This is a genomic window from Stutzerimonas zhaodongensis (genome assembly GCF_003696365.1).
GTDB lineage: Bacteria > Pseudomonadota > Gammaproteobacteria > Pseudomonadales > Pseudomonadaceae > Stutzerimonas > Stutzerimonas zhaodongensis.
The window spans coordinates 94,064-113,525 of record NZ_RFFM01000002.1 but is presented as its reverse complement, the minus strand read 5'-3'; the positions used below and the strand labels follow the sequence as shown (position 1 = coordinate 113,525).

At 58.2% G+C, this 19,462-nt stretch carries 17 protein-coding genes and 1 pseudogene; 7 read left to right on the top strand and 11 right to left on the bottom strand.

Going from position 1 to position 19,462, the window contains the following annotated elements; genetic code table 11:
• Positions 1-271: 271 nt before the first annotated feature.
• Positions 272-1,600, top strand: coding sequence for a TrkH family potassium uptake protein (locus tag EA797_RS08830; protein WP_122164854.1), 1,329 nt, complete (start codon positions 272-274; stop codon positions 1,598-1,600).
• On the top strand, positions 1,590-2,285 hold the full coding sequence (locus EA797_RS08825; protein WP_208644429.1) for a potassium channel family protein: 696 nt from the start codon (positions 1,590-1,592) through the stop codon (positions 2,283-2,285). The genes EA797_RS08830 and EA797_RS08825 overlap by 11 nt, the downstream gene beginning before the upstream one ends.
• Before the next feature lie 147 nt (positions 2,286-2,432).
• Here the strand turns inward: EA797_RS08825 and EA797_RS08820 are convergent, their stop codons facing one another.
• The 3 genes from EA797_RS08820 to EA797_RS08810 are packed head-to-tail and all read right to left on the bottom strand — an operon-like array spanning position 2,433 to position 5,680.
• A complete protein-coding gene (locus tag EA797_RS08820; RefSeq protein ID WP_122164853.1) occupies positions 2,433-3,287 on the bottom strand; it encodes an FHA domain-containing protein in 855 nt (284 codons plus the stop codon).
• Between the two features lie 59 nt (positions 3,288-3,346).
• The gene (locus EA797_RS08815; RefSeq protein ID WP_122164852.1) at positions 3,347-4,894 is read right to left on the bottom strand and encodes a serine/threonine-protein kinase; all 1,548 of its coding nucleotides are present in this window, start codon (positions 4,892-4,894) and stop codon (positions 3,347-3,349) included.
• A 12-nt stretch (positions 4,895-4,906) separates the two neighbouring features.
• On the bottom strand, positions 4,907-5,680 hold the full coding sequence (locus EA797_RS08810; protein WP_122164851.1) for a PP2C family protein-serine/threonine phosphatase: 774 nt from the start codon (positions 5,678-5,680) through the stop codon (positions 4,907-4,909).
• Positions 5,681-6,031: 351 nt separating this feature from the next.
• On the opposite strand from EA797_RS08810, the gene EA797_RS08805 reads away from it, so the two are divergent.
• Positions 6,032-7,078, top strand: coding sequence for a hypothetical protein (locus EA797_RS08805; protein ID WP_122164850.1), 1,047 nt, complete (start codon positions 6,032-6,034; stop codon positions 7,076-7,078).
• Positions 7,079-7,172: 94 nt separating this feature from the next.
• Here EA797_RS08805 and EA797_RS08800 read toward each other — a convergent pair whose 3' ends face one another.
• Positions 7,173-8,099 carry a helix-turn-helix domain-containing protein gene (locus tag EA797_RS08800; RefSeq protein ID WP_122164849.1) on the bottom strand — a complete coding sequence of 309 codons (927 nt, stop codon included), beginning with the start codon at positions 8,097-8,099 and terminating at the stop codon, positions 7,173-7,175.
• Positions 8,100-8,503: 404 nt separating this feature from the next.
• Between EA797_RS08800 and EA797_RS22205 the strand changes: the two genes are divergently transcribed.
• Entirely contained in the window at positions 8,504-9,403 is a 900-nt protein-coding gene (locus EA797_RS22205) for an alpha/beta hydrolase family protein (RefSeq protein WP_122164848.1), read from the top strand.
• Between the two features lie 128 nt (positions 9,404-9,531).
• On the opposite strand, the pseudogene EA797_RS21990 reads toward EA797_RS22205, so the two are convergent.
• Positions 9,532-9,663: pseudogene (locus tag EA797_RS21990) on the bottom strand (MFS transporter); the annotation flags it as partial.
• Positions 9,664-9,913: 250 nt separating this feature from the next.
• Here EA797_RS21990 and quiC point away from each other — a divergent pair.
• A complete protein-coding gene (gene quiC / locus EA797_RS08785) occupies positions 9,914-11,806 on the top strand; it encodes a 3-dehydroshikimate dehydratase QuiC (protein ID WP_122164847.1) in 1,893 nt (630 codons plus the stop codon).
• A gap of 78 nt (positions 11,807-11,884) precedes the next feature.
• A complete protein-coding gene (locus tag EA797_RS08780) occupies positions 11,885-12,544 on the top strand; it encodes a TetR/AcrR family transcriptional regulator (RefSeq protein WP_122164846.1) in 660 nt (219 codons plus the stop codon).
• A gap of 87 nt (positions 12,545-12,631) precedes the next feature.
• Here EA797_RS08780 and EA797_RS08775 read toward each other — a convergent pair whose 3' ends face one another.
• The 6 genes from EA797_RS08775 to EA797_RS08750 all read right to left on the bottom strand — a co-directional run bounded on the left by EA797_RS08775 (position 12,632) and on the right by EA797_RS08750 (position 17,424).
• The gene (locus tag EA797_RS08775) at positions 12,632-13,636 is read right to left on the bottom strand and encodes a TRAP transporter substrate-binding protein (RefSeq protein ID WP_122164845.1); all 1,005 of its coding nucleotides are present in this window, start codon (positions 13,634-13,636) and stop codon (positions 12,632-12,634) included.
• Between the two features lie 44 nt (positions 13,637-13,680).
• Positions 13,681-14,961: a TRAP transporter large permease subunit gene (locus EA797_RS08770; RefSeq protein WP_122164844.1), complete on the bottom strand. Its 1,281-nt coding sequence runs from the start codon at positions 14,959-14,961 to the stop codon at positions 13,681-13,683.
• The gene (locus EA797_RS08765; protein ID WP_122164843.1) at positions 14,958-15,500 is read right to left on the bottom strand and encodes a TRAP transporter small permease; all 543 of its coding nucleotides are present in this window, start codon (positions 15,498-15,500) and stop codon (positions 14,958-14,960) included. The genes EA797_RS08770 and EA797_RS08765 overlap by 4 nt, the downstream gene beginning before the upstream one ends.
• A gap of 71 nt (positions 15,501-15,571) precedes the next feature.
• The gene (locus EA797_RS08760; protein WP_122164842.1) at positions 15,572-16,429 is read right to left on the bottom strand and encodes a shikimate dehydrogenase; all 858 of its coding nucleotides are present in this window, start codon (positions 16,427-16,429) and stop codon (positions 15,572-15,574) included.
• Positions 16,422-16,871: a type II 3-dehydroquinate dehydratase gene (gene aroQ, locus EA797_RS08755; RefSeq protein ID WP_122164841.1), complete on the bottom strand. Its 450-nt coding sequence runs from the start codon at positions 16,869-16,871 to the stop codon at positions 16,422-16,424. Before aroQ ends, EA797_RS08760 begins: the two co-directional genes overlap by 8 nt.
• A 361-nt stretch (positions 16,872-17,232) precedes the next feature.
• Positions 17,233-17,424 (bottom strand): hypothetical protein, encoded by a 192-nt coding sequence (locus tag EA797_RS08750; RefSeq protein ID WP_122164840.1) that lies wholly within the window; start codon positions 17,422-17,424, stop codon positions 17,233-17,235.
• Between the two features lie 282 nt (positions 17,425-17,706).
• Between EA797_RS08750 and EA797_RS08745 the strand changes: the two genes are divergently transcribed.
• Entirely contained in the window at positions 17,707-19,422 is a 1,716-nt protein-coding gene (locus EA797_RS08745) for an amidase (protein WP_122164839.1), read from the top strand.
• Positions 19,423-19,462 lie beyond the last annotated feature (40 nt).

Genomic DNA, 19,462 nt, shown 5'->3' with positions numbered 1-19,462 from the left:
CACCGATTCCCATTGAGCCTCTGCGTTGGCTGACTGCTATCTCACATAATCAATGCCGGTCTTCAGGACAGTTGGGCGTGCGGCTTGCTCAGAACGTAGAGGCGAGGCATTGGCTTCAAACGCCGTATTGGGGCTCACATGCTCGGGTGCGGCCATCCCCAGACGAGCCGAAGCGGGCCTGTTTTAAGCGTACTGTTGTCGGGGATTGGGGAGTAAAGTAGCCGCCTTGCGGATTCCGCTTACCGATTTCCGGCATCGTAAGGGCGATTGAATGAAGTCTTCGCTGCATCCAGCCAGGGTGGTGGCCCTGATTTTTGCTGGCGTAATCTTGTTGGGAACAGCTCTATTGATGCTTCCCGCCGCTAGCAGTAACGGGCTTTCGGCGCCATTGGTCACAGCACTTTTCACCGCGGTGTCCGCAGTATGTGTAACGGGACTGGTTGTCGTGGACACTGGTACGTACTGGACGGCACTCGGGCAGGTGGTAATCCTCGCTCTGTTTCAGCTCGGCGGGTTCGGCATGATGACAGTCGCAACCCTTATGGGGCTGCTCGTCAATCGGTCGTTTAGGTTGCGCACAAAAATGATCGCGCAGGTCGAAAGTCGCTCACTGGGTGTCGGTGATGTCACCAGCGTCGCGAAGTTGGTGCTAGTGGTTACGCTCGTAGTGGAAGCAGCTGTCGCGCTCCTATTGACGCTCCGGTTCCACCTCACTTACGACGTCGATTGGCCGGGCGCTGCGTGGAGCGGACTCTTCCACGCGGTTTCGGCATTCAACAACGCCGGATTCTCGATTCACGCCGACAGCCTCATGGGCTTTGCGACTGACGGATTTGTCCTGACGCCCGTCATGATTGCCATCATCATCGGTGGCATCGGATTTCCGGTGCTGCAGGATCTGCGCACCAGATTCACTGACTCGCGGCATTGGTCACTGCATACGAAACTGACGTTGAGTGGCACGGCGATCCTCCTGCTCGGCGGCTTCGTGTCTTTCGTCTTTTTCGAATGGGCCAATCCACGAACGCTCGGCCCCATGGCCCTTGTGGACAAGCTGCTGTCGGCTATTTTCATGTCGGTTTCGGCAAGGACGGCCGGCTTCAACGCGCTGGATATCGGAGCGCTAACCCATGAGAGTTGGGCACTGCACTATCTTTTGATGTTCATTGGCGGCGGTAGCGCGGGTACGGCAGGCGGCGTGAAGATCGGCACCATGGCGATTCTCGTGCTGATGGTCGTAGCCGAAGTGCGCGGCCGGCCCGATTGCGAGGTATTCGGCAGAAGGATAACCACTGCGTCGCAACGACAGGCGATCACCGTGATGGTGTTGGGGAGCGCAATGGTGGTGCTGGGTACCCTGGTGATCCTGCGCGAGACCGACTTTCCCACTGACCAGGTGATATTCGAGGTCATTTCTGCCTTCGGGACCGTCGGCCTGTCCACCGGAATCACGGCTGCCCTCCCGGAATCCAGTCAGCTCATGCTCAGTTTGCTCATGTATACCGGGCGGGTCGGGACCATCACGCTCGCCGTCTCACTTGCATTGGGCGCACACCGCATGCCGTATCGCTATCCAGAGGAGCATCCCATTGTTGGCTAAATTGTTGTTTTCCGAGCAATACGCCTTTTCGAAAGGCGACAGCGTCGTAGTCATCGGACTGGGGCGTTTCGGAGGATCAGTAGCACGCTCGTTGGTGCACCTTGGTCATGACGTAATGGGGATCGATCGTGAGTCCGATCCCGTGCATGCCTGGGCGGACCGGCTAACGCATGCTGTCCAGGCCGATGCCACCAACGCCATGGTGCTCCGGCAACTGGGCGTGGCCGATTTCGCGCATGCGGTTGTGGGCATCGGAACGGATGTGGCTGCGAGCCTGATGACCTTGATGGCCCTTACCGAGCTTGGGATCAAGGACATCTGGGTGAAGGCATTGACGCAGGAACACGGCCAGATCGCACAACGCATCGGCGCACACCATGTGGTTTATCCAGAAGCCGATATGGGCGTTCGGGTTGCGAACATGGTTACCGGGCGACTCATCGATTTCATCGAGCTGGATGACGGTTTCGCCCTGGCAAAGGTTCATGCTCCGGCGGCTACCCACAATCGCAAGCTCGAAGAGTCCGAAGTACGGACCAAGTACGGAATTACTGTCGTAGGCGTCAAGCGCACCAATACCGATTTCCAGCACGCGACGCCTAGCACCATGGTCCTGCCTGGCGACCTGTTGATTGTCTCGGGCCCCACGGGGCAGATTCAGCGTTTTGCCGGGCAAGTGAAATAACGCCGGGTTGCTATCCGTGTCGGGGTAGTTGCCTGGGTTCGACGAAGGTCGAGAGGTTGCCGCAACGGCCGCCTTCAGTTCGTTCTGAAGGCGGCGACGCCTTTGTAGGCGATGTAAGGCTACTCAAGGGGTACGAGCGCCGGCAGGCTAGATGTATCCCTGCGCAACGAGACCGGCGGCGACCGCCGCTAACAGCGCGCCTATGAACAGCCCGGTTCGCCACCTCGATTTCGGACTGGCCACGGAGTGGGCGACGGCACCGGCAGGAGCAGATGCAGCAGCATGTAACGGATTGGGCGCGGCGGGGCGCGTTCGGGCCGGTTTGGTCGTCACCGTGGCTGGCAAGTCCGTTGCTCGCATGAACACGGTAGCGTCTTCTTCGACAGGCTCAGGCGCGTGAACCTTCGGGCCGATCACCAGCAGCGTCGTGCTGCACAACTGAACCTGATCACCTGGCTGCAATACGGCGGTCGTCACCTTGGTCCGGTTTACGAGCAGCCCATTTGCCGATGCCAGATCCTTCACTTCGAGACTGTCGCCTTTGAGATAGAACTCGGCATGACGGCGGGACAGTTCCGCGTCGCTGAAGCAAAGCTCGCACTTCACGGAGCGACCAAAAGTCATGGAGCCGGTGATGTGATATTTGTGGCCCTGGTTTTCGCCTTTGATGACCTGCAGCAGCCAACGGGGTGCCATTGCCACCTTTGCACCCACCTTGGCTGGATCGACGATTTCCAGTTCGAGCGAACCCAGGCGAACTCGGTCTCCCGAACGAATCTGATAGCGCTCGCCGATTTTCTCTTCGTTGACGAAGGTGCCGCCCGGCGCGCCGAGATCGGTCAGGTGGTAGAGGCGATTGTCCAGCCGCAGCTCGGCGTGAAAGGGCGCTATCCCGGCGTCGCGCAGCACCAGATCATTGCTGGCGTCCGAGCCAAGGGTAAAGCGTTCATCGGCAAGCCAGACGGGGCTCTGACGGTTGTCAACGAAGTGGATCCTGAGCATGTATGCGATACCTTGAGCGGGAAGGCTGATCGTTGTTCGGGTGTAACGACCGAGCTGGATTACTGATCGAATATCCTGTTCCACAGACGCTTGACCGGATTGGCAGGCGCTTGGGCAGTTTGAGCAGGGCTAGCCGGCGCGCGGGAGGTGCTAACAGCCGGGCGTGCCGCGACACGGGGGGCACGAGCCTTGGCGACTCGCTTCGGGTGCTCGTCGCGAAGGGCGAGCAGTGTTGCCTGTTCCGGTACAGCATCAAGACCCTGCTGGATGTACTCCAATGCGAGCGCAAACTCGCGTCGTCCATAGGCCGCTTCAGCTAACGCAACATAGCGCTCGCCAACCTGGATCAGTCCTTCGCGAGCGGCTTCGTTGCCTGGCAGCCATCCCAGTACCTGGCGGTAATAATGTACGGCGCTGTCTTCGGCGGGCTCGAGTAGCTGATCGCTGGCCAAACGTTGGGCAGCCAGGGCCAGGGCGTCGGCGATGCGCGCATCGAGAACACGTCGCAGCCCCTCAAGCGCTCGAGTGTTATCGGCATCCAGGCGCAATGCCTGACGGTAGTAATAGTCGGCATTATCAAACGCGGGCGCGGTCAGTTGCCCAGCCGCTAGCCTTGAGGCCCCCTGTTCGAGCAAGTTGCTGATGCGGCTGAACTGCAACCATTGGTAGCCCCCGGCACCCATCGCCACCATCACTAGCAGCGCCGCACTGACGGCCCCCAAGCGGCCAACGCGAAGGCCACGCCGGCGGCGCGAAGGTTGGTTGCCGATGGCTACTGCCGGCGCGATGCGAGTCAGATCCATGTCCGGTTCGGTGAGCGTGTCAATGGCCTCCAGCAGCTCGCGGCAATTTCTGAAGCGCTCATCCGGCTGCTTGGCCAGCATTCGGTCCAGCAGCGCTTGATAAGGAGCCAGGGCTGGCGGCAGCTCGGGCGGTGGCATCTGCACGTGGTTGAGGACCGTTTGTGGATAGCTTGCTGCACGAAACGGGTTGGTTCCGATAAGCATCTCCGCGAGGATGACTCCGAGACTGTAAATGTCACTGCGCGCATCCAGAGACTGGCACTGTGCTTGTTCCGGGCTGCTGTAGGCGGGGCTGCCAACGGCGATGCCGAAGTGCGTGAGCTCGTTATCCAGCTCCACCGCCTTGGCGACGCCAAAATCGGTGAGCACGACGCTACTGTCGTCTCGGAACAGGATATTGGCCGGCTTTACGTCGCGGTGCACCAGGCCGCCATCGTGCACGACGGCCAAGCCACCGGCGAGCTGCCGGACGATGTCCAGCGCGCGGGATGGTGAAAAGACAATGCCACGGTGCTGCGCCAGATCGCCGCCACCGATGTACTCCATGGCGAGGTAGTGGCGGCCGTCGGCGATCAGGCCGATGTCATGAATGGTGATGATGGCGGGGTGCCGAAGGGAGGCAACGATGTGGCCTTCCTGTATGAAGCGCTCGGTGAATGCCGCGTCTTCGGTGCGCAGCAGGACCTTGATGGCGACCTCGCGATCCAGCGACAACTGAGTGGCGAGGTAGACCTCGGCCATTCCGCCCTTGCCGAGTCGTTTATGCAGGCGATAGCCCGGTACTTCCAGCATCCGTTGCGTCATCAAAGCGCCTACTTACGACTTGAGAGGTTTTAACAGCATGTTGATGAAGCGGCGACCGCGTGATTCGGCCGCAGGTGCTACAGCAGGACGGCCGATGACGATGCATGAAATATTGTCGCGCCCCCCATGGTGGTTAGCCTGGTCGACTAACTGCTCCACCAGATGCTCGAGCGTATCGGCAAAGGTGCAGCTGGCATGTATCTGCGCGTCAGTCAGCTCGTTGGTCAGACCATCACTGCAAAGCAGAAGCAGTTCATCGGTGTTCAGGCTGCCGCTGATTGTACCGATCTCGAGTGGTTCCTCGCGCCCCAGGCATCGCAGGATGATATTGCGCCAGGCATGACTATGGGCTTCAGAAGGCCTGAGTTCGCCTGCATCGATCATCATCTGCACCCAGCTATGGTCACGGGTCAGTTGCTCGATGCCTCTGGAAGTAACCAGATACGCCCGGCTATCGCCCACCCAGGCCAGTTCGAAGTCGTTCCCCTCGAAGAGCGCAGCGACGATGGTTGTGCCCATTCCGTCGTCTACCGAGGCCTCTAAAACCGCCTGATTGGCGTGGTGAAGCGCTGCCGCCAGGGATTCTCCATTCTCGATCGCTTGCAGCAGCGCAGCGAGCGCCAGGCTGCTCGCGACTTCTCCGCACTGATGCCCGCCCATGCCGTCGGCGATTGCCCATAGGCCCAACGCCGGAGCACAGACAAGGGCGTCCTCATTGTGGCTGCGCCTGCGCCCCGGCGAGCTTTGCTCGGCATAGTCCAGCGAAGCAGAAAGAGTAGGTTGCATGCGGGGTTCAGTCCGGCGTCACGATCTCGAGCGCCATGATGCGATGGACGTGTATGCCTGTCATCGACGGCGGCAGCAGGTCACGCAAAACTGTTAACTCGCGCAAATATCGAGAGCTGACGATCATCCATCGCCGTACTGATCCTTTGGAGGTGTTGCGCAGAAAGCATTCGGTAGACGATCGCACTGCCCTGCATCGAACGGAGTTGATCCTCTGATGAGCTGGACCAGATGGGCATCATCTGGGCGTCAGCCGTTGCATCTGCAGAAGATTCAATCGTTCAGTCCATTTCCCGCATTTGTCATTTGAAGAAGAATCTCCCTCGCCCCCCTCTCAAAGGATTCTGAGCCATGTTCACTCGATCTCTTCTGACTGTCGCTGTTTCGCTCGTGCTGGCGAGCCATGCGCAGGCCGATAATCTGGCCGCAGCGGAGCAATACGGTAACGGTAACAAACTGGATGCCACTCAATTCGGAACGGCTCTTGGACTAACGACCTCCCAGAGCGGAACGAATAACGAAATCAGCAGCGAGCAGACGGGGCAGCGCAGCGAGGCCAGGCTGACTCAGCAAGGCGAAGGCAACTATCAAAGCGTTTACCAGTTCAACACCTACGATGAATATAGTGGGAATCACCGCGCCGTAATCGACCAGGTTGGTGCCTTCAATACGGCCAATGTTGTTCAGCTTGATGATGCAGCGAACTCGGCTTCCATCAACCAGGACGGCAACGACCATCGGATCGATCTCCAGCAGTCCGGTCGAGTGAACGACTTCACTGGTTACCAAGGCGGGGTGGGCAACCAGGCACTGATCATTCAGGAAGGCGGCGCCAGAGCCGAAGCCAGCCAAAGCGGTACGGGCAATAGCTTGAGCGTGGAGCAAACCGCATGGCCCTTTGGCGCGTCCATGGCGGTATCTCAGAGTGGTGAGTTCAACCTTGCCGATATCGTGCAGACCGCAGGGGGGCGCTACCCCGGTGGGCGAATAGAGCTGGACCAAGACGGGCAGGCGAACAACGCCGAGGTTGCCGGCACGGGTGCATGGAGCGTGCTTGAGTTCACCCAAACCGGGAACGGCAACGAGCTGGCTGTCAACCAAAGCGGACGCAACACCCGCATCGCCGGCACGTCGAGCGGTGATTACAACCGCGCCGAGATCGATCAGACGGGAGACAACAACGTCCTCGACCTGGCCCAGAGTGGATCCGACAACCTGATCCAAGCCACGCAGGGCGGGTGGTGGGGGCAGGGCGACATCGGCACGGTTGCGCAAACCGGCAACTCCAACTTTGCGTCGCTGACACAGAACGTCAACGTCGAAGGGGCCGCGACAAATATAGCGAGCATCTTGCAGAACGGATCGAACAACAGCGCAACGGTAGTGCAAGGCCAGTGAGTCGAAAGTAGTTATTGAAGCCCGCTGACAGCGGGCTTTTTTATTTCTGCCGGATGTCCAGCCGCTGATAAAAGTTGCCCCCGGACCCGGTTTATTAGTGGCTAGAGTTGTGTTCAGGTGCCTCGATGATATATCGAGCATTTGTATTCTTGGAAAACGCATAGGAGAAACTGACACCGAAGAACCCGCTGTAGCATCGGGATAAATGTGAGGCATCTGTAAAACCGGACCGTTTTATCGCCATAGCAGTGGGTACGCCCGACAAGGTCAACGTCACGAACTCGACCAGTCTGTACCAAAGACGGTGCCGGCGCAGGGGCGCACCAATATGAGTGCTGAACAGCCGTATCAGTCCCGATTCGGATAGGCCTACTTCTTCAGCTAGCGTTTTTACCGACAAATTGAGTGCAGCAGTGTCCCTTAGTCGCTTGATTACATGAGCAATCCTGGGATCGATACTCGCTCCAGCGTCATCACAACATTCACCGATGAGAAGCTCCACGCGGCGCTGTGCTTCAGAGAAATCCGGCGCCTCTTCGCGCAATCGGCTCAGGCCAGTGGCCATCTGATCTTCGTTCGTCAGGTTGTAATAGATACCCGCCGCTACCGATTCCATCTTTTTCTTCAGCAGTTGGAAGTCAGGCGTAGCTGCGTCCAAATAACAGGCTGACATGACGCCGCCATTGTTCTCGATGCTGATCCTGCTGCCTGCGGGAATAAGAACACTTTTTGCGCCAATCCAATGATGGTCTCCCTGGGACCTGAACCTAATCGACCCCTCGAGGCAAACCAGCAGTGAGGATGCTGCCGAATGAAAATCCCTGATCCGCAGCTGGTTGCGTCCAAGGTAGATATATCTTCTTTTGGAAACATAGATCAACGCCGGTGGCTGAATTGCGGTGGTTGACTCTGCCAAGTGATCAGTTACGTGAGTATGAGGGCGTATGGAAAGGCCGTTACCGGTTCCTGTGCTGCTGGGTGCCACAGGCTTGTCGGTATCTGGCTGCTTACTCATAGTCATGGGTGATTAACGGGGAGTAGTCATAGGACTCGTTTGAGGGCTTAATATTCCCTCTTATGAGCTTCATTCATTGTTGTTATTGCCCAATATCTACTGCGATCACGCCGTGTTGATACTTTTCCATAATAGTTATCTCCCAACCATGTTTAGGTAAGAGGTGGGAGTGAGCTGAGCCGGAACTTTCCCGTCTGCCGCGAAAGTCCGTGTTCTGATTGGGAAAACGTGAACCTCTGCGGCATCACTAGCTGCTGCAAAAAACCGGTTGAACGCTTGTATGAAATGAGCGGAATGGAAGATTGTAGTCGGGTCTGCGCCCTTGATAGTTTCAACCGATCAGCTCGCTGATACTTACCTGAGGTGACACGCGGCTGATATTCCGCAATAACAATAACAAGAGGCTACTCATGAAACTCAAGGCATATCTGGCAAGAATAACCTCGCTGGTTACAGTGTCGCTTTTAGCAAGCTCCCTAGCTTACGCTGCACCAGGCCCATCCGCGCCTTGCGCCGACTGTTCGCGCGGCCCAAACCCAACAGTCGCCTCGCTGCAAAGCAGGTCTGGTCCTTTTACAGTAAGCACATTTTCGGTGTCTGGGTATTTGAGAGGCTTTGGCAACAGCACGGTCCATTACCCTACGAATGCCACGGGGAAGATGGGGGCCATCGCAGTCATTCCCGGATACCTCTCCTATGAGGACAGCATCAGATGGTGGGGACCACGCCTGGCCTCCCATGGATTTGTGGTCATCACCATGAATACCAACACCATTTACGACCAACCTGACAGCCGCGCGACGCAGCTCAGCCGGGCGCTCGATTACGTCATCGAGCAAAGCAACAGTCGCTCAAGTCCGATTTCAGGCAAAGTCGACAGTACACGACTGGGCGCCATTGGCTGGTCCATGGGCGGTGGCGGATCATTGAAGCTGTCTACCGAACGCTCGCTCAACGCCATCATTCCTCAGGCGCCGTATTACGCAGGCCTAAACCGATTCAACACCATCAATACGCCAACCATGATTCTGGCCTGCAGTGCCGATGTAGTCGCGCCCGTGGGCTCGCATGCATCACCTTTCTACAACAGGATCCCTGAGGCAACGCCCAAGGCCTTTCTGGAGATATACGGTGGGTCGCACTTCTGCGCAAACTCGGGCTATCCCAATGAAGACCTGCTAGGCATGTACGGAATCTCCTGGATGAAGCGGTTCATCGACTTCGATAGCCGTTACAGCCAATTTCTGTGCGGGCCAAACCACGCAGCAGACCTCAGGATTTCCGAGTACCGCGAGAACTGCAACTACTAAGGCGCGGTGATTCCGGGCTGCTGAGCGATGAAGTTGGGCGGTTTTGCCTGCCCATTTCAGCGGCCCTGCTGCGCTACGTTCCATCTGGCATGAAGGTCGTCATAGCCTCTTAGATTGCCTATCCGGCGAGCTGCCAGATTACCAACCGCGTTAGCTGCGCTGGCCAGCGCCGTCAACAACCCAGCGCTTGGCCGAGGGACGCTCATGCGTTCGTCCAGCAGTACGGGCAGAAAGCTGAACAGTGCAAAGATCGGCGTAGAAGCCTATCTGGCACACCGCCTTGACGAGCCTCTCGGCCGGTCGCCCGGGCACTGCGAAAGGCTATTCTCGATCACTCATCGCACACAGCTGTGGGCTGACCCGGCAAGGCGAATTCTTAGTTGTTCGATAATCGCCCCAATAAAGTAACTGGTTAGTACATTTTCTTGCCTGCAGCAGCGGCGGCTTCAATAATCATGGAACGTCCGAACATATCGGGTCGCAGTGGCGACCTGGCCAGCAGGAGGTCCCATGAAGCGTTCCATCGCCACCGTTTCCCTGAGCGGTACGCTACCCGAGAAGCTCGAAGCCATTGCGGCGGCCGGATTCGACGGGGTCGAGATCTTCGAAAACGATCTGCTCTACCATGGCGCCAGCCCGAGGGAGGTGGGGCGCATGACCCGAGAGCTGGGGTTGGAGGTTTCGCTGTTTCAGCCATTCCGCGACTTCGAGGGCTGCCGTCGCGATCGACTTGGACGCAATCTCGAGCGCGCCGAGCGCAAGTTCGATTTGATGCAGGAGTTGGGGACCGATCTGGTACTGGTGTGCAGCAATGTAGCTGCAGACTCTGTCGGGGACACCGACATTTTGGTGGACGATCTGCGGCAGCTGGCTGAACGCGCTGCGACCCGTAATCTTCGCATCGGCTATGAAGCGCTTGCGTGGGGCCGTCACGTAAAGACTTGGCGTCAGGTATGGGACATCGTACGAGAAGCTGATCACCCCAGCCTTGGCGTGCTTCTGGACAGCTTTCATACGCTTTCGCTGAAGGATGACCCAAGCGGAATCATCGAGATACCAGGCAACAAGATATTCTTTGTCCAACTTGCAGATGCACCCTTACTGGCCATGGACGTGCTCGAATGGAGCCGACACTTCCGCTGCTTTCCGGGCCAGGGAGAGTTCGATCTCCCGGCTTTTCTCGCGCCGATTCTGCGCGCCGGTTACAAGGGCCCCATATCGCTTGAAGTCTTCAATGATGGCTTTCGCGCAGCGCCGCCCCGGCAGAACGCTGTCGACGGTCTGCGCTCGCTGCGCTATCTGGAAGAGAAGACTGCGGACCTGCTGCACCATCAACACCACGACGTCAGCCAGCCTCTCTTCCATCCGCCTGCGGTGGGGCCGATGCAGGGCGTTGAGTTCCTGGAGTTTGCGGTTGACGAGCCGCTTGGGGCGCGTTTGTCCGTGCTGCTTGGCAAACTGGGGTTTTCTCAAGCCGGACGGCACCGCAGCAAATCGGTCAGCTTGTTGCGCCAGGGTGACATCAATCTGGTGTTGAACAGCGAGCCGTACTCCTTCGCTCATGGATTTCTGGAAGCGCATGGGCCTTCGCTCTGCGCGACGGCTCTCAAAGTCCGCGATAGCGGGGAAGCGCTAGAACGGGCTCGCCAGTATGGCGGTCAACCTTATCGCGGCCTCGTCGGGCCGAACGAGCGTGAGATCCCTGCGGTGCGGGCGCCGGATGGAAGCCTGCTTTATCTGGTCGAAGATCATCCCGATACCGACAGCATCTACGAAACGGACTTCGAGTTGACGCCGGCAACGAGCAGCGGGCCGCTTCTGCGCATCGACCATCTGGCGATGGCGTTACCTGCCGAAAGTCTGGACAGCTGGGTGCTTTTCTATAAAACCGTTCTCGACTTCGAGGCGGATGATGAAGTGGTGCTGCCGGACCCGTATGGGCTGGTGAAAAGCCGAGCCATCCGTAGCCGCTGCGGGACGGTGCGACTGCCATTGAACATCTCCGAGAACCGAAACACAGCGATTTCCCATGCTCTGTCGCATTACCGCGGTTCCGGTGTCCATCACATCGCCTTTGCCTGCGATGACATCTTCGCCGCAGTAAGCCAGGTCAAAGACGCGGGAGTGCCATTGCTGGAAATCCCGATGAACTACTACGACGACTTGGCGGCCCGGTTCGATTTTGACGACGACTTTCTCAGTCAGCTCGCCTACTACAACGTGCTTTACGATCGTGATGGGCAAGGGGGCGAATTCTTCCATGTCTATACCGAGCCGTTCGAAGATCGATTTTTCTTCGAGATACTTCAGCGCAAGGACTATGTGGGTTACGGTGCTGCCAATGTTGCGGTGCGTTTGGCGGCCATGGCGCAAGCGCGTGCCGGGCGCACTGCCAGGATTTGATCCCTGCAAGGCGGTCGATGACTTTTCTATGGCCGCCAGTAATAATTCCGGCGCATCCGCCGAGCGACCGAGCCCTACATGTCGGACACGTCCATCGAAGCAGCACCCGTCACACGTCTGCCGCGCAAGAACAATCCGGAGAAAACTCGGCAGGAAATCCTTCTGGCTGCTGTTACCGAGTTTGCCGAGCAAGGCCTGAGCGGCGCGCGTGTCGACGCTATTGCCGAGCGCACCCGAACCTCCAAACGGATGATCTATTATTACTTCGGAAGCAAGGAGCAGCTCTATCTTGCCGTCCTGGAAAAGCTGTATGGCGATATCCGTGCTACCGAAGAAGAGTTGAAGCTTGACGAGCTGGCCCCTGATGAGGCGATCCGGAGGCTCGTAGAATTCACCTTCGAGCATCACAACCGGAACGTGGATTTCATTCGTGTGGTGAGCATCGAGAATATTCACAAAGGGACGCACATCGCCAAATCCCAAGTGATCGCAGCGCTCAACAAATCAGTGCTGACCTCCATCGCTTCGATCCTCGACCGGGGAGTCGCAGCAGGGTTATTTCGTCGCGACGTCGAGCCGCTCGATCTGCATATGCTGATCAGCTCTTTCTGCTTTTTTCGCGTCTCCAATCGGCATACGTTCTCGACGATTCACGAGATTGACCTTTCTGAGGCTTCCGTCTTTGAGCGTCATAAGCAGATGATCGGCGACGCGGTCATCCGGTATGTGCTGGCGTGATCGAGCGAGTGCTGGTGCTCTGTGCGCTGAACTACTTCTGAGAAAAAAAGACGGGCCATTGGCCCGTCTATTTTTTATCGGTGATGGTTACTGACCGACAGCTTCGTGTAGCGATTTCAGGAGTGCCGGATCGATGTCCTTGGAGAATTGCTCAATTACCGGTTTGACCTTTTCCCGGAAGGCTGTAAGCGCCTGCTCATCCAGTTCATTGAATTCCATCGACTGCTTCAGTGTTTCCAACGCTCGACCCTGACGCTCCTGGGTAATTTCTCGCTGGTACTGGGTTGCCTCTGCGGCGGCCTCGCGGATCAGAGCCTGCTCGTCAGCATTCAGACGATTCCAGGTCTTCTGGCCAATGATCAGCGACTGCGGGTTGTAGATGTGATTGGTCGCTGACAGGTATTTCTGCACTTCGTTGAATTTGCTGCCCTCGATCACGGTGAACGGGTTTTCCTGACCGTCGACCGTGCGCTGCTCCAACCCTGTGTAGACCTCAGGGAAGGGCATCGGTACCGGATTTGCACCCAGGGCTTTGAAGGTTTCCAGATAGATCGGTGACTGGATGACGCGAATCTTCAAGCCTTCCAGATCCTTCGGCCCGGTGATTGCGCGGCTGTTGTTGGTCACTTGGCGGAATCCCAAGTCCCAGTAACCGAGGCCGACAAGTCCTTTGCTTTCCAGGCGCTTGCCCAACTCCTGCCCCACCGGCCCGTCCATGACGGTGTAGGCCTGCTCGCTGCTCTCGAACAGGAACGGAAAGTCGAACAGTGCGAAATCCGGCACTTGGGCTGCGAGGATGCCCGAGTTCAATACGGTGACATCGAGCGTGCCGCCCTGCAGAGCAGAGACTGTCTGCAAGTCGCCACCGAGGGTCCCGCCTGCAAAAAGACGGACCTTCATCTTGCCGCCAGACTTTTCATTCACGAGATCTGCGAATTTCTGCGCCCCCATCCCCTGCGGATGTTCCTTCACATTCTGAAAGGCGAAGCGCAGCGTGTGATCGCGGTAGTCTGCAGCTTGAGCCTGTAGCGAGCCGACAAGCAGGCCAGTGGCGCAAACCGAGGCAGTTAGGGTTCTCAACCAGTTGTTCATGTGGATCTCCATTGTTTTTGTTGGGCGAAGCACTGGGATGCCGATTAGCCGGCGAAGAACTTCAACGGGCCGGTAACGAGTACCGGGAACAGCACAAGCAACAGCAGGACAAGTAACTGGGCGAACAGGAATGGGCCGACGCCACGCACGATTTCTTCAATCTTCAGTTTGGAAACGCCGCAGACCACGTTGAGAACAGTGCCTACTGGTGGCGTTATCAGGCCGATGGACGTGTTGATTAGGAACAGCACCCCGAAGTAAACCGGGTCGATGCCTGCCTGCGTGATGGCGGGCATCAGCACAGGGGTGAGGATCAGGATAGTGGGCGTCATATCCATAACAGTGCCGACCGCGATGATGACCAGCATGACGGCAATCAGCAGCAGGGTAGGGCTGTCCATCAGCGGCGCGAGCAGGTCGGCCAGTTGACCGGGCAAGTCTGCGATGGTTACCAGCCAGGACGAGACCATTGCAGCGGCAACCAGCAGCATGACCACAGACGTGGTTCTCGCCGCGGCCAATGTCACTCTATAAAGGTCGGCCAGTTTCAGCTCACGGTAGATCACAACCGATACGAACAGCGCATAAACGGCCGCGACGACTGCCGCTTCGGTTGGAGTAAAAATGCCGAACTTGAGGCCGACGATGATTATCACTGGCAGACCCATCGCCCAGCAGCCTTCTGTTATGGCTTTCAGCACCTCTTTACGGCTGCGCTTGGGCGGCGTTTTCACATCTTCCCGCCGAGAGACGAACCACCAGGCGATTGCCAGCGCCGCGCCGAGCATCAAGCCGGGAACGATACCTGCCAGGAACAATTTGGAAATCGATACGCCCGACGCAACGCCGAATACGATGAAGCCAATGCTCGGAGGAATGATCGGGGCGATGATGCCGCCAGCTGCAATCAGACCCGCCGAGCGGTGGCGACTATGTCCGGCTGAAACCATCATGGGCACCAGAAGCGCTGCGAGCGCTGCCGCGTCCGCAACTGCCGAGCCTGAAAGCGACGCCAGCAGGCATGAGGCAATGATCGCCACATAGCCAAGGCCACCGCGTTTATGTCCCACCAAGGCCATCGCGATATTGACGATCCGACGCGACAGCCCGCCGGCATTCATGATTTCGCCGGCCAGCATGAAGAAGGGCACGGCCATCAATGGGAAACTGTCAGCACCGTTGAGTAGGTTCTGCGCGATGATCTGCGCATCGAACAAGTCCAGGTACAGCATCAGTGCTACGCCAACTAGCAGCAGCGCAAAGGCAATCGGAATCCCCAGTGCCATCGTGCCGAGCAATGATCCAAGGAACACAAGCAACGTCATGGCTGAGTCCTCGCATCGGTCGGGAGCGTTAGCGTTTGGGCAGGATCAGCGGCTAATCCGTCGCCAGTTCCGTTGGCTTTCCCGCGCAGGGCCTGGACAAGCTCGACCACCAGGATGGCACTGGCGCTGACGCCGAACACAACGCCCGCCGCATAGAACCAGGCCATCGACAATCCCGAAGCCGGCGCCGTCACTTCCAGGTTGATGACCGCCTGCGCCCAGCTGCCTTTTGTGATCAGCCAACAGACGAAGAGCATAAGCAGGTGACCGATCACAAGGCAGATACGCTGGCCGATCGGCGGCAGCTTCTTCACGATGCTGTCCAAACCCAGATGGGCGTGTTCGCGCATTGCGATTAGCGCGCCCAGAAAGACCATCCAGACGAAGCACCAGCGCGACAGTTCTTCGCTTACGCTGATGCCTGAGTTAAAGGCATAGCGCAGTACGACATTGCCGAAAACCATCACCACCATTACCGCCATGCAGCCGACGACCAGCAGTTTCAACAGCCGGAAGTACCATTCGACGAGGCTTTTCATCTTGCACGCACCTCTTGTTTTTGTAAGGACGACGACATGCAGGCCGCCGGCTTGATCCCATTGATGCGAATTCAACCGAAGCTAGCGAAATGCTTCAGCATCCTGTCGGCGTCTGCCTGTCTTCCGCTGAACAGTTCGAAAGCCTTCACTGCCTGAAAGACCGCCATGACGCTGCCATCCAATGTCTGGCAGCCCAGTGCTCTGGCATCACGCAGCAGTTGGGTTTCCAGCGGGAAGTAGACGATCTCGGATACCCAGAGGGCGGCACGAAGCAGCTCGGGCGGTACGGGAGTTCCGGGTAGCTTCGTCATCCCTATGGGAGTGGTGTTGACCAAGCCATCTGCGCGCGCCATTGCTGTCTCGAGATCGGTGCCGACTACTGCTCTACCGTTGCCAAAATGGCGAGACAGATTATCCGCCAGAGCCTGAGCGCGGATTGGGTCGACTTCGAACAGGGTCAGCTGCTCCACGCCTTGGCTGAGCAATGCGTGGGCGACTGCCGCTCCGGCCCCACCGGCCCCCATCTGCACGACGCGCTGGCGAGACGCATTGGGCAGACCTCGGCGAAACCCTTCACCGAAGCCAAGTGCGTCGGTGTTGTGGCCGACCCGCTTGCCGTCGCGTAAGACCACGGTGTTTACCGCGCCAATGCTGGCTGCCTCTTTGGACAGCTCATCGAGCAAAGGGATGACTGCCTGCTTGCACGGATAGGTGATGTTCAAGCCGGTGTAACCCATGCGCTCAGCCGCCTCCAGCAGGCTCGGAAGCTCGGACAGATCGAGATTGAGCACATCAAGGTCGATGAGGCGGTAGAGATATCGCAACCCCTGAGCGTCACCTTCGTGCTCATGCAGGGCAGGAGAGCGTGAGGCCTGGATGCCCGAACCGATCAGGCCGGCCAGAATGCTTTTTGCAGCGGCGTCACTCATGATTCGCTCCCAGCAGCCGAGCGAAATGCTCTATAGCCAGGCAATAACCATTGCTTCCCAAGCCACATATGACACCAACCGCGACGGGTGCAACGTAGGAATGGTGACGGAATGATTCGCGCTTGTGGACGTTGGAAAGATGCACCTCGATGACCGGCAGATCGACTGCGGCCAAGGCGTCTCGGATCGCCACGGATGTGTGCGTCCAGGCGGCCGGGTTGATCAGAATGCCCGCAACTGTGCCGCGCGCTTGATGGATGCGCTCGATCAGTTCGCCTTCATGGTTCGTCTGGAAGAAGTCAACTTCCAGGCCATTGGCCTCCGCCGTAACATGGCAGAGGCGAGCGATGTCATCGAGCGTTTCAGATCCATATGTTGCAGGTTCACGCGTGCCGAGCATATTCAAGTTGGGGCCGTTGAGCACCAGGATGGTTGTTGTCATTAAAGTCACCCTTGAAAATGTACTATCTAGTTAATACGTAAAAAAGGGCGGACGTCCACTCCGTTGGAGTAGCTATTGGTAGGGGTAGTACAAACAGCGGGCGATTATCGGCTAACGGGCTGAGGGTTTCGTAACTGGGAGGGCAGGTGCGGAGATGCTCTCCGTTAGAAGTTCCGGGCAACAAGTAGGATTCTGCCGTTGGTGCCTGGAGCCGCAGTAGATTGGATCTGACTGCGCCAAGGTCCGGGGGCTCAGGAAAGCTCCGGACCAAGTGGCGCGCAAGTCGCGCGATCGCAAGGATCGCGCTTCTCTGTTGCCACGCCCGCGTCGATGTTTCTGATAGATCGCGGCAAGCCGGGTTTTAGGAAGTGGCCTTCCCCTTGGTGTGGTCTTCTTTTTGTTTGGCCCGACCTGTCAACAGGGTGTTCGGATTGGCGAAGTCGGTCGTTCTTGCGGCCCTGTCGCGGTCCAGGTTTCGATAGTCCAGTAGTGCGCCGGTGCCCAGTACGCCGAGACTAAGGACGGTGCACAGTACGATTTGATAGATGCTCATGTGGTAGCTCAGAAACGAAGGGAGGTTGTAAAAGCGGTACGCCGAGTGGCGTGCGCTATCCAACGCCTAAGCTGCTGTGCAGTCAATCTGGATTTGGTCCAATGGCGATTCTTCGATGAGGGCGGCGTGCTACTGGGGGCTCGGCTACGTCCAGTGATCTAGGGGCAATCGCGATGTGCGGTGGGCGAAGATACAGCTAGCGGGTCAGCCCCTCGGATGCCGCACGATATCTCGCTATATTGTCGCCACAGAAATTTACGCAACGCTGTCTGCGAGGGCCGAATGAATACACCGATCGAAGTCACCGAAACGTCCATTGCGGATTTGCGCGAGGCGCTCGAGTCTGGACGGGTCACTGCGGTTGAGCTTGTTGAAGCCTATCTTGCGCGAATCGATGCGTATGACGGACCCGAGACGCCGACTGCGCTTAATGCTGTGGTGGTGCGGAACCCGGATGCGCTGAAGGAGGCGCAAGCCTCAGACGATCGTCGCGCGCGGGGTGAAAGCCTGGGACCGCTGGACGGCATTCCTTATACCGCCAAGGACAGCTATCTGGTGAAAGGGCTTACTGCCGCCTCTGGCAGCCCAGCTTTCGCCAATCTTAAGGCGTACCGTGATGCGTTTACGGTCGAACGCCTTCGCGCGGCGGGCGCGATCTGCCTTGGTAAGACGAATATGCCGCCTATGGCGAACGGTGGTATGCAACGCGGCGTTTACGGACGGGCAGAGAGCCCCTATAACGCCCGCTTCCTGCCTGCGCCCTTTGCTTCGGGCTCGTCCAACGGAGCCGGCACGGCGACCGCCGCCAGCTTTGCGGCGTTCGGCCTTGCAGAGGAAACCTGGTCTAGCGGGCGGGGGCCTGCTTCCAACAGCGGTCTGTGCGCCTACACCCCATCTAGAGGCGTCATCTCGGTCCGTGGTAACTGGCCGCTGACGCCAACCATGGATGTGGTTGTGCCCTTCGCCAGAACAATGTCGGATCTGTTCGAAATACTCGATGTCATCGTTGCCGAGGACCCCGATACTCGCGGTGACTTGTGGCGTATGCAACCCTGGGTGCCTTTGCCTGATGTTGCATCCGTTCGCCCATCGACCTATGCAGATCTGGCTTCAAAAGCTGGCGCACTCGCCGGAAAACGCTTTGGTGTGCCCCGGATGTACATCAATGCCGACCCTGAAGCCGGCACAAGTGCCGAGCCGGGGATCGGTGGGCCCACGGGGCAGCGCATTGATACTCGCGCCTCCATTATCGAGCTCTGGACGAAAGCACGTCAGGCGCTCGAGACTGCGGGAGCAGAAGTGATTGAGGTCGATTTTCCACTCGTTTCCAATTGCGAGGGCGATCGCCCAGGTGCCCCAACCGTATTCAATCGTGGCCTGGTATCGAAGGAGTTTCTCCACCACGAACTATGGGATCTGACCGCATGGGCCTTCGACGATTTCCTCCAGGCTAATGGCGATCCGGCTTTGAACCGATTGGTGGACGTCGACGGCCCACAGATATTCCCGCATGACCCTGGCACGCTGCCCAACCGCGAGGGTGACCTTGCCGCTGGAATGGACGAATACGTGCGGATGGCTGAGCGCGGTATAACGCCATGGGACCAGATCGAGACGCTGCCTGATGGTCTACGTGGGCTTGAGGAAACCCGTCGAATCGACCTTGAGCAATGGATGGATCAGTTGAGCCTCGACGCAGTGATCTTCCCTACGGTGGCCGATGTCGCGCCAGCGGACTCGGATGTCAATCCGGTATCCGCGGACATCGCCTGGAGCAATGGAGTCTGGGTCGCTAACGGCAACCTCGCGATTCGACACCTGGGGGTGCCAACGGTGACGGTGCCCATGGGGATCATGGATGACATCGGCATGCCAGTGGGCCTGACATTTGCCGGGCGCGCGTATGACGATTCCTCGCTACTGCGCCTGGCAGCAGCCTACGAAGCTACCGGAAGTAAACGGCAGATCCCGCCACGGACGCCACCTTTGTCCCGGTAACGATCCATCTTAGTCTGGTTGACTCGCCCAGCTGTTATCG